Raw genomic sequence first — 14736 nt, 5'->3', positions numbered from 1 at the left:
CGCAAGCTTTGAAAAAACTAGGCAGCAATACAGAAAATTCTTTTTGGATTTATTCGCTATCGCATTACGCTCGATCAGGTGTGGCAGAGCACTGTCTTCAATACCAAGATAAATACGACGCCAATGTTAACATGCTGCTTCTGTGCTGTTGGCTTGGCTCTTGTGGTATTGAGATCACAAATAAGGATTTAACCGCGGCAGGGGAGAAAATTAAACAATGGGATCATTGTGCTGTGCAACCATTGCGCCGAGTGAGACGATTTGTGGCTGTGTCAGCATTAATTAAAAACAGTGTTAGAGTGCTGAAAGAATTGGAAGTAACTGCCGAAAAAGTGGTCCAAGAGATTCTGTATCACTGGGCAAAAGAACAGCATTTTATTATTAATGATGCGGTCAACACAGAATGGCAAATGATTAATCTTAATAATTATTTGACCATGCTGAACGCTCCTGAAATCTTAATCGGTCATCCATTGCTGTTTCATGCAAGTCTTCCTCAAGACTCTGATTAAGTTTTCAGGACTTATGAGTTATGATGCGCTACTTGTTAAATAATTCCAATTACAGATAGGCTTAAAAAGGATAGTCATATGAAATTCACACACTTATTTTTGATCCTTGCAGCAGCCCTTGGCTTAGTCGCTTGCAATGATAATGAATCACCTGAATTAGGTTTTGCTGCAGAAAAAGAATTGCTTTCGGTTGTGGGTGCAGAAGAATCAACCATGGAAACCGAAATTGAAAAGTTTAGTTACATCGTAGGCGGCGATGTAGGCCTTCAATTTTTTACTTCAGATACAAAGATTGATCAAAAAGCTTTTGCATTAGGTATGGCTGATGCATTGAATAATCAACGTCCTCGAATTTCTAAGGAAGATGCAGTAAAGGTGGTAGAGAACTACTATGCCGCACAGCAGGAAAAAACTGCTAAGTATCAAGAAGAAATGAATGCTACAGCAGAAAAAAATATTCAAGAAGGTAAGAAATTTTTATCAGAAAATAGCACGAAAAATGGCGTCGTCACGACAGAAACGGGCTTACAATATAAAATTATTATCCCGGGCGCAGGCGCATCACCAGCAGCAACAAGTCGCGTTCTTGTACATTACAGGGGTACATTTATTGATGGTCGTGAATTCGATACTTCGTCTAAGCACGGTGGTTCGGTAGAACTTAGTCTTGCTGACGTTATTCCTGGCTGGACAGAAGCATTACAAAAAATGAAAGAAGGTGCCAAATGGGAGCTTTATCTTCACCCAGAGCTTGCTTATGGACCGCAGGGGCAATTGCCTACAATTGGACCTATGGCAACCCTTGTTTTTGAGGTAGAGCTGGAGAAAGTCCTAACATCAGAATAAGTAGTCACCATATACCTTAGTAATAAAAAGGCCCGTTAGGGCCTTTTTATTACTTTACTGCAAAGAGAACAATGTAAGGCAAGATTAAAGCAGTCAGTATTCCAGTTGCACTAAGACCCAGTATAGCAAATGCACCACACTTTCGACTAATTTCAAGTGCCTTTGCGGCGCCTATGCCGTGAGCACAAATCCCTAGAATAAACCCCTTAATGCGGTCATCTTTGATGCCTAGCCGATTAAATAGCACGGGTCCAAAAATTGCGCCTATTATCCCGGTTAGCACCACTATTCCAGCAGTCATAGACAAGTCTCCACCAATCTTTTCTGCAATACGAAGCGCTATGGGGGTAGTTACTGATTTTGGCGCTAGAGACGCTATACTGCTGATATCGACACCGAACATTAAGGCGCACCCTGCCGCGCTAATGCTTGCAAAAAAGGCACTAAATATTAAAGTGATCAGTAAGGGTTTGACTGCTATTCGGAAGTTGTAAAATTGCTGATACAAAGGTACGGCTAAAGCGACAATTGCGGTATCGAGCAAAAAGAAGAATGGTTCATTAGCCAAGCGATATTGCTGATAATCAATGCGTAACAATATGAGAAAAATTGTCACTAGAAAAGGACCTACGACTAACGGATGCAGGAACAGATGAATAACAGACTCTGACTGACTGGCACTCAAGACCCAGGTAGCCGCCCAAAAACCCAAAAGGGTTAGCGTAAACATAATAGCTAAGCTTGCCGTTTCCATTATTATGAATTTTCCCTAGACTTTTTTTGATGTCTTGTCAGCATATATTTCATCATCAGTGCTCCAATGATCATGGTTGCAAAAGTGGATATAGCAACACTAGCGATTATTATGATCCACCCTTCCAAGTTATTTTTGATCAAAAAAAAGCATCCAACACAGGCTGGAATCAGGAACAAATAAAGATAGCGGATCATGAGGTGAGCAATGCTTTCAAGGGAGGCTGGGGTGCCTTGATTTCTAGCCTGTAACGTTAAAAAAAGTAGCATCATGCCAATCACTGGACCAGGTATTGGTAAATGTCCAAAATAAACAATGGATTCTCCAATCCCCTGAAAAATCAATAAAGCAATAAATCCTCGTAGCATCTCTAACGTTTGCGAATGATTGGTAGTAGCCCCAGTATAGCCAGCAGCAGAAAGCTAACCAGTGTCCATCCAGGAATACTTAAGTGCAGAAATGTCCACTGTATTGTTGCACAGTTCCCATCACCTTGTAGCAACATGCTTAAAGCCTCGGTAAAGTTAAAGGCATTAAATAAATATTCGGCAGGTGGCCCACAGGCAGGAATTTGGTCAACAGGAAGATTTTGAAGCCACAACTGTTTGGCGGAAAAGTAGCCACCACCTAGTGCGCTTACTATAGTTAGTGATCCGTAGATCTTAAGACCTCTATTGTGAAGTAACGCTAGCAAGGTAAGCATCCCTGTAGCAACCACAAAAACTCTTTGTGTTACACAAAGGTAACAAGGGCGTAATTCCATTACATGCTGCATATAAAGCGCAGTCGCTATGAGCCCCATGCAAAATATAAAAGCGAAAAAATTTATTTGCCTGTTTGTTATCAACTTTTAGCCTCGGGTTGGGGGAAAATGTTGAACACTAATATTTTTTAATGCAATCAGGTCAACCATGGTGAATTAGATCTTTAGACTGTGTAGAATGCAACACTATATAACTCATTATAGAAAATTAAGAGTGTAATAAATGTATAGAAAATTCTTGTTGGCACTGTTCATCTCTCTTTTTATGACATCTACTTCTTATGGAGACTTAGGCACAGGTTTAGGTACAGGCTTGCAGGGCGCATCAAACGAAAATACGAGACCAATGGGGACTAAGGATCCAAAATTTCAGCAAGGAAGGGCTCGCTATAAGGGGTTTGATCCGAAGCTAGGTAAGTTGTCTTGGTGTCTAAAAGTGGATAGCCAGCTCGTTAAATTAAATATATTCAATTTATGGAAGACTTATGGTCGCTTTAAGGGCGTGACAACCGATCACTTTGTGGGCAGTTTTTATATTTGTGATCGCCCAGAAAAGACGGCCTATGAATTTATAGGCAAGCAACATATGCGAGCTATTGTGTACTATCTAGATAAGCGCTTTAAGTTGTATCTCACCGAGCGCTCTAGTTCTGACCTTTATCAAACTGGCGACGTACAGCCTACCAATACCAGCACCAACCCTTCGACAGACATGGATGATAACCCTGCAGACTTTTCGACAATACTAAAGCTTAATTAAGAGAACCTATACTTTAAAGTCGTATTGTTGGTGATGTGCTGCAAGAAATTGATCAAAAGATAGGGTATCCGATGCTTCAATATTTTTCTGACGTCGTAAAGATTCCGCGGCCATTAGTTCATATTTTCTAGTGGTTTCTGGTGCAAGCTTCTCCTGTAAAAAGTATTCCCGACTCTTTAGTGCATGCCCCATTGCTACCTTAAAATAGGTTTGCCCAGTTTCCCTCATTGTCTCGAGAATTTTTGCAGAAGGAGTGAGAGATGGGTCATCAATAAGTTTTTCTAGCTTACCTAGAACTTCTTGGTAGCGAGTTGTTTGGTGTTGTTGATCAAGGAGTTGAGCAACCGGATACATTTCTTTAAAAATAGAATGACCCCAATCTGAAAAAGATCGCATGCCCTCACGACTGTGAAGTTTGAAGTCTGGGCTCCTGCCGTTGTGAACCATCAATCGTTGGTTTTCCAGTATATGATGATATTCATGCTGGTCTGTTGGAGCGCTTTTGGAGAGCAAACAGGTCAATAGAAAAATGTCCATAAAGTCTACTTGCGCACGATCTATGCCAAGCGGCAAAAAGGGATTAAGATCAATGCAGCGAACTTCTATATATTCTACCCCTGCTGCCTGTAAAGCCCGAAGGGGTGATTGTCCTGGGCGAGCAGTTCGTTTTGGGCGTATTGGGCTATAGAATTCATTTTCAATTTGCAATATGTTGAGATTTAGTTGCTTGTAGTCTCCGGCACTATCTTTCAATCCGATTGACTCATAACCTGGATAAGGCTCAGCCAATGTCTCCCCAAGAGTACGAATATAGCTTTGTAGGCTGTTATAACAGACTGTCAGTTTATCTTGGGCTTTGCTCTGGTAGCCCAAATCACTCATCCTTATGGATGTGGCATAGGGAAGATACAGACTGTGTTCATCGGCATCAAATTGGATCAGCTGATGATCTCTTCCTTTAACAAAGCTGCGACAAATTCCCGAGGAAGCGCCAAATAGATATAGTAGTAGCCAAAAATGACGACGAAAATTTCGTATTAGGGAAAAATAATTTTCGGTTTTAAAATCTTGTGGGGATAACGTAGATTTTTCGTTCTTTCTTAGCAGCTCCATCAACTCATCGGGGACCGAGAAGTTGTAATGGATGCCGGCTATAGTCTGCATGAGTCGCCCGTATCGATGGCCTAGCCCCAGCCTATAAGTATGCTTCATTGCCCCAATGTTTGATGACCCATATTTCCCAACGGGAATATCACTTTCACCACTTAGTTGGCAAGGCATACTGCTAGTCCAGAGTATCTCATTGCCTATCTGTTGATAGGTAAAACGGTGGATATCTTCTAATGTTTGTAATATTTCATTTGCATTGGTTGACGGAGGGGTGATGAATTCAAGCAATGCTTCTGAAAAATCAGTAGTAATCTGTGGATGAGTGAGGGCAGAACCCAGCAACGATGAATGGGGTGTCTGGGCTATTGTTCCTGCTGGAGTGACACGCAAACTTTCTTTTTCGATACCCCTTGTGATGCCCAGAAGTATTCTTGATGCAGTATCTTCAGCAAGTAAATTGAGACGATTTCTTAAAAGAGGCAATTTAGCTTCCCTGTTTTGGATTGCTTGGGCGGAGGGGTAAGTAGCACACCAACGAAAATAGCAGTAGGTTTTAGTGCGCTCAGTATATACATATTTGAAGTAGTCTTGGGTGCCATAGAATATTAATATCCCTAAAAATTAATATGGCAGCTTGTTTCGCTCCAGATTAAATAAAATTAAAATAAAATTAATGACTTATGAAAAATCAATAACTATAAATAGCTCTTTTGGAGAGATTTTATCGTTAAATATGTTGGACAGACTTAGTTTCTCATGCTTTAATTCGATTCGATATAAGCCTCCGCATACTCTTTATAGGTAACAGATAAGGAGCAAATAGCGGTGGTTTTTTGTCGGTAATTTTTGTAAATCAGTGATTTTTATAAGTATTTTTCTACTGAATTGCATTAATTAAGAAGTGGTTTTTTGAGGGTATTTTTTGTTTGATTTAGATACATATAAACTATAAGACTTAAGTATCTAAATGGTTTTTTACAAAAAATATGAAGTTAACAACTCATGAATATAAGAAAGAGGATATAAACTTGAACGAATTAACTAATCCCGTCGAGGTCCTGGGGATCGATGCAGGCGGAACTATGACAGATACGTTCTTTGTGCGCGCAGACGGCTCTTTTGTTGTCGGTAAAGCACAGAGTGATGCTGATGAATCCAAAGCAGTGCTAACTTCTAGTGTGGACGCTTTAGCTCATTGGGGACGTACAGTTGAAGACACATATCCAGAAATGGTCACTTGTGTTTTTTCTGGAACTGCGATGCTGAACCGTGTTGTAGGCCGTAAAGGACTACGTACCGGACTTATCGTAAGTAAAGGTTTTGAGGATTTCCATCGTATGGGCCGTGCACTTCAGTGCTACCTAGGCTATGCGTTCGAAGATCGTCTACATTTGAATACGCATAAGTACGATGAATCTTTGGTTCACATCCACGACACTCGTGGTGTAACTGAGCGTATTGACTCAAAAGGACATGTTGTAATACCTGTTCGCGTAGAAGAAGCTATTGTTGCTGCTGGCGAACTAGTTGATCAGGGCGTCAAGGCGATTGCAATTAGCTTGCTAAGCTCTTACCTAAACCCAACACACGAGCATGCTGTTCGTGATGCGGTCCTTAAAGTAATTAAAGACAAAGGCTCTAATATTCCTGTATTTGCTTCTGTTGACTACTATCCAGCACGTAAGGAAAGTCACCGTACTAATACAACAATCCTAGAAGCCTATGCTGCTGAGCCTTCTCGTAAGATTCTTGGCGCACTAAGCGACAAAATGAAGTCTTATGGTGCTACTTTTGATCTACGCGTAATGGCTACCCATGGCGGTACCATTGGCTGGAAAGCAAAAGAATTGGCTCGCTCATTAGTGTCTGGGCCAATCGGTGGTGTAATTGGTGCTAAATATCTAGGTGAACAGCTTGGCTATGAAAACATTGCTTGTTCCGACATTGGTGGTACTAGCTTTGATATGGCTTTGATCACTGGCGGCAACTACTCTATCCATAAAGATAGTGATATGGCTCGCTTGGTGCTTTCTCTACCTATGGTAGCTATGGACAGTATCGGTGCAGGTGCGGGTAGTTTCGTACGTATTGATCCTTATTCAAACTCTCTAAAGCTAGGTCCTGATAGCGCTGGTTATCGTGTTGGTACTTGCTGGCCAGAAGGCGGTCTAGATACAGTTTCTGTAACTGACTGTCATATTATTCTTGGTTACTTGAACCCAGATAACTTCCTTGGTGGAATCTTGAAGCTTGATGTTGAGCGCGGAAGAAAATGTGTACAAGAGCAAATCGCTACCCCTATGGGTCTTTCTTTGGAAGACGCTGCTGCGGGTGTGATCGAGCTACTTGACCTTTCTTTACGTCAACATCTGCGTGCAATGATCTCTGGTAAAGGCTATAGCCCACGCGACTTCGTATGTTTCTCATACGGCGGCGGCGGTCCAGTTCATGCTTATGGTTACACTAAAGGTCTAGGCTTTAAAGAAACTATCGTTCCTGCTTGGGCTGCTGGATTCTCAGCATTTGGTTGTGCTTCAGCAGACTTCGAATATCGTTATGATATGAGTGTGAATGTTGGTATCACTGAAGAGTCTACAGATGAAGATCTAGATGTTTCGGTTAAACAGCTACAAACAGCTTGGGATACACTAAAGGTTAAGATTCTGGAAGAATTTGAAATTAATGGTTTCTCTGAGAAAGACATTACTTTCACACCAGGATATAGCATGCAGTACCTAGGTCAGCTGAATGACTTGGAAATTGATTCGCCATTGAAATCTGTGAAAGACAAAAAAGATTGGCCAGCATTGGTTGCAGCTTTTGATGCAGAATACGCTCGCGTATATGCTGATGCGGCTCGTTCTCCTGAGCTTGGTTTTGGCATTACTGGTGCGATTCTTCGTGGTTCGGTTGAGACTAGCAAACCTGCTATTCCTAATGAGAAAGATCACGGAAAACAACCACCTGCTGGAGCTAAAACAGGCACTCGTAAGTTCTACGACCAACGTAAGTGGGTTGAAGCTGATCTTTATCATATGGAAAGCTTGATGCCTGGTAACCACGTTAAGGGTCCGTGTGTTATTGAATCCGATGCAACTACTTTTGTAGTGCCAACCGGCTTCGAAACGTTCCTGGATAACCATCGTCTTTTCCACTTGGTTGAAACCGACGCAATACAGAAAGTAGCTTTCAACACTGTCGATGCGATCTAGATCAATAGGATAATAGAGGGAAATTAAAATGACTATTTTACAAACCTTAAAAGGTGCAGAATTAGGCAAACTATTGAGAAATGGTATGTCTTTGGATGAGAACCGTAATGGTATTCTGGCGCGTGCGTCAGAAACCGGGCACTACGACGGTATCAAAACCTTAACATTGAAAGAAAAAGATCCAATCAAATACGAGCGTATTTTTTCTAAAGTACGTGCGGGATTGGTTAACTCTCGTGAAGTTGCTAAGAAGATTGCAGCGTCTCCAATCGTTGAGCAAGAAGGTGAGTTGTGTTTCACCCTTTACAACGTAGCTGGTGACTGTATTGCTACATCTACTGGTATTATCATTCACGTTGGTACCATGGGTGCTGCGATCAAGTATATGATCCAGAACAACTGGGAAATCAACCCTGGAATCAATGAAGGTGACATGTTCACTAACAATGATTGTCAGACTGGTAACGTTCACCCTTGCGATATTGCAACTATCATTCCTGTATTCTTCGAAGGATACTTGTGTGCATGGGTAGGTGGCGTAACACACGTAATTGATACTGGTGCTGTTGGACCAGGTTCTATGTCAAACGGTCAAATCCAGCGCTTCGGTGACGGTTTGCAGATCACTTGCCGTAAAACTGGCGTCAACGATACCCCGCTACGGGATTGGTTGCATGAAAGCCAGCGTAACGTACGTACTGTAAAATACTGGATTCTTGATGAGAAGACACGTATTGCTGGTACGTCAATGATTCGCGAAATGGTTCAAGAAACTATTGCTGACGAAGGCGTTGAAGCATGGGATATCTTTGCAAACGAAGTTATTGAAGATGGTCGCCGTGGTCTAACTAGTCGTATTAAGGCTATGTGTATTCCTGGTGAAGTTAGGACTGTTGCATTTGTTGACGTACCTTACACTCATCCAGATGTAGCTGTACCTTCTCCCTTCGCTAAACTTGACTCAATTATGCATGCACCATGCCTCATTACTGTTAAGGCCGACGCTAGCTGGCGTTTAGACTTTGAAGGATGTAGTCGTTGGGGCTGGCATACGTATAACGCAAACCCCACAGCGTTTACCTCTGGTATTTGGGTAATGATGACTCAAAGTCTTGTACCTACAGAGCGTATTAATGACGGGTGTCGTTATGCAACTCAGTTCCGTCTACCTAAAGGTACTTGGACTAACCCAGATGACCGTCGTACAGCTCACGCTGATGCATGGCACTTCTTGGTTTCTTCTTGGAGCTCTTTGTGGCGCGGTATTAGTCGCACATACTTTGGTCGTGGTTATCTAGAAGAAGTTAACTCTGGTAACTCTAACCCTTGTAACTGGCTACAAGGTGGCGGTATCAACCAAGACGGCGATATTCACGCTGTTAACAGTTTCGAAACTGCTGCTTGTGGTACGGGTGCATGTGCTATGAAAGACGGCCTTAATAATGCTGCTGCAATTTGGAACCCTGAAGGTGATATGGGTGATATTGAGATTTGGGAACTTGCAGAGCCACTCTTATACATGGGTCGTACTCAAAAAACCAACTCAGGCGGCTACGGCAAATGGCGTGGTGGTAATGGATTTGAAACTTTGCGTATGGTTCACGCATCATGTGACTGGACTATGTTCTTCATGGGCAATGGCTACATGAACAGTGATTGGGGCTTGATGGGTGGTTATCCTTCAGCAACTGGTTACCGTTTTGAAGCTCACAACACTGGTCTTATCGGTGAAGATGGAAGAATCGCAAAAGGCCTATCAATTCCTTTGGGTGAAGATTTGAACCCAGATGATTGCGAGTGGGAAAAACATCTTGGACCAGATGCTGTAGTTAAGCGTGACAAGCAATGTATCACTACCGAAGCAATCTTCGATAATGGTGACCTATACTTGAACTACCTACGTGGTGGTCCTGGTTTCGGTGATCCTTTGGATCGTTTACACTCAGGCGCACAAAGTATCGAAGAAGATCTTAACGAAAACTACATTCTTCCTGAATACGCCAAGAAAATTTATGGCGTTGTATACACTCAAAATCATGAGGGTGTCTACACTGTAGATTCAGCTAAGACTACTGCGGCTCAAGCTAAAATTAAGCAAGACCGTATCAAGCGTAGTACTCCTGTCCGAGAGTGGATGAAAGGTGAACGTAAAAATATTGTTGACAATATAGCCTCTCCACAAGTTAAGCAGATGTTTGCTTCAAGTTTTGCTTTGTCTGAGCCGTTCCTAAATGAATTTAAAACATTCTGGGACTTACCAGCAGATTACAACTTGCTAGAGTCAAGCCTGGGAATCCCCACGTTTGGATCTACTAAGACTATGGATATCAGTGAAATGCCGGACTGTAAGCCCGTCATTATGACTGAGGAATAATCGTTAACTGAGAAATTGAACCGAGTGTCCCTTGGGGCACTCAATCAATGATCAATTAGATATAAGAGAGTATAGATATGTCTACATATACAAAAAAAGAAGTTGGGCAGCTGGTCGATGGCACGTTAGCCTGGGATACAGTGCATCAAATGCTTTCCATGCCTAAAGATGAAGATCGTTATAAGCTTTACATGGAAGTAATTCAGGAAAAAATGACATACAAACATAAAGTTATTATGGCATTAGGACCACACCTGAACTTAGCTATAAGAGATAGTGACGAAGAAATCCACGCTTTCTGTGATTGCGGTAAGGATTTTGGACACTACAAAGAAAACTGGAAGCTTAACGCAAACATTTATGTTCGTGACACAGCTGAAAAAATGGATCAAGTGTATCCACGTTTAATGTCTCCAGACACTAGCTGGCAAGTATACCGTGAGTATTCATGCCCAGATTGTGGCACTATGCTTGACATTGAAGCGCCAACTCCTTGGTATCCAGTGATGCATGATGTCAAACCAGACTTGAAGGTTTTCTTTGAGTGGGTAGGAATCAAAGCACCAGCTAAGATATAAGTTGTTGATAGTTCCAAATAAGTCCCAGCCTTTGGCTGGGACTTATTTATTTTCGGTTTAAAATACTTTATCTCAATGTGAGTCTGAAGCTTATAAAAATCTATTCAGTCATGGATGCAATAGTTTCCAAATACTCATAAGGCAACTGAGTTGTATTTTCAGCGACTTTTTGATGGCTAAGTACGAACTTCCACCTCATCTCTGGACAATCGTTTGGGTCGCAATCAGACCACAAAAAAATCAAGGAAAAAGAAATGTCAGAAGAGACTAATCAACCGCATTTTTCGATGCAAAAAATTTATTTGAAAAAAAATCTATTTACGTCTCCTAACTCAGCAGGTGTTTTTGGCACTGACTGGAAGCCGGAAACTACGTTAGATCTTAATATTACGAATACAGCTATTGATAGCGATGGTCGCTATGAGGTCATCATCACTGTTAAAGTGACAGCAACAAATGAAAATATTGTAGCTTTTACTCATGAAATTGATCAGGCGGCACTGTTTTTGATTAGCGGTTTTTCAGACGAACGTTTGGATGAAGCGCTTCACTCTGCTTGCCCTTTAATTATGTTCCCTTATCTTAGGGAGACATTAGACAATGTGCTACTTAAGGCTGGGTATCCTCCGATGATGCTTGCACCCATCAACTTTGATGCGATGTACAAAGAAAAGCAGGAAGCCAAAAAAGCTAAAGAAGCGCTAGAAAAAGAAAAGAAGCATTAATATTTTTGGTTAGATAAAATTTTTGTAGAAAAAGGGTCAAGAGTATATCTTCGACTCTTTTTTTATGTCCTCGTAGTCTGACTTCTAAACAAAGTCGCCCCATATGGATTGAATGATGCTGATCGCAGCAACCGGGGCCGTTTCTGTACGTAGAACCCTTGGTCCAAGCGTCAGTTGCTCAAAGTTCTTATGTATAGATGCTTGTATTTCTTCCTCGGTAAGGCCGCCTTCAGGACCCACCAAAAGAGAAACACTCGAAATATTTTTTTCTTTGATGGCCGAGAGGGTCTTGTCTCCACGATGATGGAGCACCAGTTTTTTTTCTGATTTGACGTCAGTAATCCACTGGTTCATTTTGATGGGTAAGTGTATTTGAGGAATTTCAGTTCTATAGGATTGCTCGCAAGCGCTAATGCAGATTTTTTGCCAGTGGGATAACTTGTTTTGTATTCTATTTTCGACCAACTTTACTTCTGTTCTTTGAGTAATCAGTGGCGTTATTTCAGTAACTCCAACTTCAGTGGCTTTTTGTATGACCCAGTCCATGCGATCGCCACGCGAAAGACCAATACCCAAATGAATATGTAATGGCGACTCTCGGTTGGTCTCCAGGTAGTCACCAATAAGCACAGTCACTTTTTTCTTGCTAGATCCTCTGATGGTTGCTTTAAATTCTCCGCCCTGACCATCAAATAATATGACCGGATCTCCCGTAGTTAACCTTAAAACGGTTCCCAGGTGTTTGGAGACCACGTCATCAAGTGTTATCTCTAGTCCGGGCGAGAGAGTTTGGTTTGTGAAAATTCTAGTGTTTCGCATCAGCGTCAAGAAAACCCAGCCTTTTGCATAAAGAGAGACTCACGTCTGCTTGGTTCATTGTATAGAAGTGCAAACCGGGCGCGCCATTTGAAAGCAGGTTCTCGCAGAGACTAGTTACAATGTCTAACCCAAAATCTCTGATGCTATCGATATCATCACCATACTGATGAAGCCTTTTCTTGATCCAGCGTGGAATGTCAGCACCACAACTATCTGAGAATCGAATCAAATTATGGTAATTGGTAATGGGCATAATGCCAGGAATGATTGGAGCTTCAATGCCTACTTTTTGGCACTGTTCTATAAAATAAGCATAGCTGTCAGGATTGTAGAAGTACTGGGTGATTCCACGACTGGCGCCAGCTTCAAATTTTTTCTTCAGCCAATAAATATCTTTTTCATAGCTCTCAGCTTCGGGGTGAATCTCCGGGTAAGCAGCAACTAAAAGCTCAAAGCTGTCACCAAAGTGCTCACGGATAAAAGAAACAAGTTCATTTGCATAAATAAGCTGCTTGGGCCCACCCATACCAGAGGGCAAGTCACCTCGGAGCGCTACAATTTTTTTGATTCCTGCATCTTTGTATTCATGAAGTAGTGTGAGTAACGATGATTTTTCGTCTGCACACACAGAGAGGTGAGGGACTGCACTGGAACCTGCAGCCTGAATCGCTAATACAAAATCCCTAGTAAATTCTCTGGTTGAACCGCCTGCACCATAGGTGACCGAGAAAAACTCTGGCTGGAGCTCACTCAGTTTGCGATGCACATGAATAAGTTTCTCCTTTCCTTCGGGAGTCTTAGGCGGGAAGAACTCAAAACTCAAATGGCGAGTATTCATAGTTTACCAGGGATTTTCAATAGCAGTGCTAGTTGCTAGGTTAATTAATTAGTATTTGTAGCTATCGTCCTTAAAAGGACCATCGATAGGTACGTTGATGTACTTAGCTTGCGAGGCTTTGAGGCGAGTGAGTGTGCCGCTAAACCCTTTCACCATCTCAATAGCTACTTCTTCGTCTAGTTTTTTCGGTAGCACCTCTACACGCAATAAATCTACTTTAGTAGCATTATCTTGATGCGCAAAAGCTTGCTTGTAAATATGCATTTGAGCTAACACTTGGTTTGCAAACGATCCATCCATTATTCGGCTGGGATGTCCCGTAGCATTTCCTAGGTTAACTAGCCTTCCTTCGGAGAGCAGCAATAAGTAGTCATTTGTTGCAGAGTCTCTAAAAACTTGATGGACTTGTGCTTTTACTTCAACCCATTTCCAATTTTTTCGCATATAAGCAGTATCAATTTCATTATCAAAATGACCAATGTTACATACAACACAACCTGTTTTTAGGTTATTTAGGATATCTGCATCACACACATTGTAGTTGCCAGTGGCAGTCACTAGTAGGTCTGTTGTTCTCAACAAGGCACTGTCTACAGCCTTAGACGGGTCACCGTCGACATAGGGAGACACCACTTCAAATCCATCCATGCATGCCTGCATCGCACAGATTGGGTCTATCTCAGTGACTTTTACAATCATGCCTTCTTGGCGTAACGATTGCGCAGAACCCTTGCCAACATCACCATAGCCAATAACGAGGGCCTTTTTCCCTGAAAGCAAATGATCAGTTGCACGCTTGAGAGCATCACTGAGGCTGTGGCGACAACCATATTTATTGTCGTTCTTGGATTTTGTAACAGAATCATTTACGTTAATGGCCGGTATCTTTAGTTCGCCATTGTTGAGCATTTCATAAAGACGATGCACGCCAGTTGTTGTTTCCTCCGTGACCCCATGAACATGTTCTAACACTTGCGGATATTTTTCATGAAGCAGCCCTGTTAAATCACCGCCGTCATCAAGAATCATATTTGCATCCCAAAGTTCTCCATCTTTCAGGATTTGCTGTTCAAGACACCACTCGTATTCTTCTTCAGTTTCACCTTTCCAGGCAAAGACAGCCGTGCCATTTGCAGCAATTGCCGCTGCTGCATGATCTTGTGTTGAGAAAATGTTACAAGACGTCCAACGCACTTCAGCTCCTAAAGCTTCGAGCGTTTCGATTAATACAGCTGTTTGGATGGTCATATGAATACAGCCGAGAATCTTTGCTCCCTGGAGGGGTTGCGCTGCATGATACTTTTTCCTGAGAGCTATTAATGCAGGCATTTCTGTTTCTGCTATGGCAATTTCTTTGCGGCCATAATCTGCTAGAGTAATGTCTGCGACCTTATAGTCGTTATTAATAATCATATTGTTCATTTTCTGTTCCTTTCGATATTAAT

At 41.9% G+C, this 14736-nt stretch carries 14 protein-coding genes; 7 read left to right on the top strand and 7 right to left on the bottom strand.

What is annotated here, in order from left to right; all coding sequences use genetic code 11:
* The first annotated feature begins 8 nt into the window (after nucleotides 1-8).
* The gene (locus ABXT41_RS06610; RefSeq protein ID WP_415390713.1) at nucleotides 9-512 is read left to right on the top strand and encodes a TIGR02444 family protein; all 504 of its coding nucleotides are present in this window, start codon (nucleotides 9-11) and stop codon (nucleotides 510-512) included.
* Between the two features lie 78 nt (nucleotides 513-590).
* Complete coding sequence (locus tag ABXT41_RS06605; RefSeq protein WP_415390712.1) at nucleotides 591-1358, top strand: FKBP-type peptidyl-prolyl cis-trans isomerase; 768 nt, start codon at nucleotides 591-593, stop codon at nucleotides 1356-1358.
* 49 nt (nucleotides 1359-1407) lie between these two features.
* Here ABXT41_RS06605 and ABXT41_RS06600 read toward each other — a convergent pair whose 3' ends face one another.
* The 3 genes from ABXT41_RS06600 to ABXT41_RS06590 are packed head-to-tail and all read right to left on the bottom strand — an operon-like array spanning nucleotide 1408 to nucleotide 2959.
* Entirely contained in the window at nucleotides 1408-2112 is a 705-nt protein-coding gene (locus ABXT41_RS06600) for an LrgB family protein (protein WP_415390711.1), read from the bottom strand.
* 2 nt (nucleotides 2113-2114) lie between these two features.
* Entirely contained in the window at nucleotides 2115-2480 is a 366-nt protein-coding gene (locus ABXT41_RS06595; RefSeq protein WP_415390710.1) for a CidA/LrgA family protein, read from the bottom strand.
* A gap of 2 nt (nucleotides 2481-2482) precedes the next feature.
* Entirely contained in the window at nucleotides 2483-2959 is a 477-nt protein-coding gene (locus ABXT41_RS06590; RefSeq protein WP_415390709.1) for a disulfide bond formation protein B, read from the bottom strand.
* A gap of 139 nt (nucleotides 2960-3098) precedes the next feature.
* Between ABXT41_RS06590 and ABXT41_RS06585 the strand changes: the two genes are divergently transcribed.
* Nucleotides 3099-3635, top strand: coding sequence for a hypothetical protein (locus ABXT41_RS06585; RefSeq protein WP_415390708.1), 537 nt, complete (start codon nucleotides 3099-3101; stop codon nucleotides 3633-3635).
* 6 nt (nucleotides 3636-3641) lie between these two features.
* Here the strand turns inward: ABXT41_RS06585 and gshA are convergent, their stop codons facing one another.
* Complete coding sequence (gshA, locus tag ABXT41_RS06580) at nucleotides 3642-5228, bottom strand: glutamate--cysteine ligase (RefSeq protein WP_415390707.1); 1587 nt, start codon at nucleotides 5226-5228, stop codon at nucleotides 3642-3644.
* Nucleotides 5229-5773: 545 nt separating this feature from the next.
* Between gshA and ABXT41_RS06575 the strand changes: the two genes are divergently transcribed.
* The 4 genes from ABXT41_RS06575 (at nucleotide 5774) to secB (ending at nucleotide 11634) form a co-directional block, all read left to right on the top strand.
* Nucleotides 5774-7957 (top strand): hydantoinase/oxoprolinase family protein, encoded by a 2184-nt coding sequence (locus ABXT41_RS06575; protein WP_415390706.1) that lies wholly within the window; start codon nucleotides 5774-5776, stop codon nucleotides 7955-7957.
* Nucleotides 7958-7985: 28 nt separating this feature from the next.
* Nucleotides 7986-10331, top strand: coding sequence for a hydantoinase B/oxoprolinase family protein (locus ABXT41_RS06570; RefSeq protein WP_415390705.1), 2346 nt, complete (start codon nucleotides 7986-7988; stop codon nucleotides 10329-10331).
* A 77-nt stretch (nucleotides 10332-10408) separates the two neighbouring features.
* Nucleotides 10409-10909, top strand: coding sequence for an acetone carboxylase subunit gamma (locus ABXT41_RS06565; RefSeq protein WP_415390704.1), 501 nt, complete (start codon nucleotides 10409-10411; stop codon nucleotides 10907-10909).
* A gap of 254 nt (nucleotides 10910-11163) precedes the next feature.
* The gene (secB, locus tag ABXT41_RS06560) at nucleotides 11164-11634 is read left to right on the top strand and encodes a protein-export chaperone SecB (protein ID WP_415390703.1); all 471 of its coding nucleotides are present in this window, start codon (nucleotides 11164-11166) and stop codon (nucleotides 11632-11634) included.
* Between the two features lie 84 nt (nucleotides 11635-11718).
* Here the strand turns inward: secB and ABXT41_RS06555 are convergent, their stop codons facing one another.
* Genes ABXT41_RS06555 through ahcY form a run of 3 tightly spaced genes read right to left on the bottom strand, consistent with a single transcriptional unit; the run spans nucleotide 11719 to nucleotide 14713 of the window.
* Nucleotides 11719-12453, bottom strand: coding sequence for a 16S rRNA (uracil(1498)-N(3))-methyltransferase (locus ABXT41_RS06555; protein WP_415391475.1), 735 nt, complete (start codon nucleotides 12451-12453; stop codon nucleotides 11719-11721).
* A complete protein-coding gene (gene metF / locus ABXT41_RS06550) occupies nucleotides 12440-13291 on the bottom strand; it encodes a methylenetetrahydrofolate reductase [NAD(P)H] (RefSeq protein ID WP_415390702.1) in 852 nt (283 codons plus the stop codon). The genes ABXT41_RS06555 and metF overlap by 14 nt, the downstream gene beginning before the upstream one ends.
* 48 nt (nucleotides 13292-13339) lie before the next feature.
* Nucleotides 13340-14713 (bottom strand): adenosylhomocysteinase, encoded by a 1374-nt coding sequence (gene ahcY, locus ABXT41_RS06545; RefSeq protein ID WP_415390701.1) that lies wholly within the window; start codon nucleotides 14711-14713, stop codon nucleotides 13340-13342.
* Nucleotides 14714-14736: the final 23 nt, after the last annotated feature.

The sequence above is a fragment of the Porticoccus sp. Uisw_050_02 genome (assembly GCF_047729555.1).
Lineage (GTDB): Bacteria > Pseudomonadota > Gammaproteobacteria > Pseudomonadales > Porticoccaceae > Porticoccus.
This window is presented reverse-complemented; position numbering and strand designations above follow the sequence as displayed.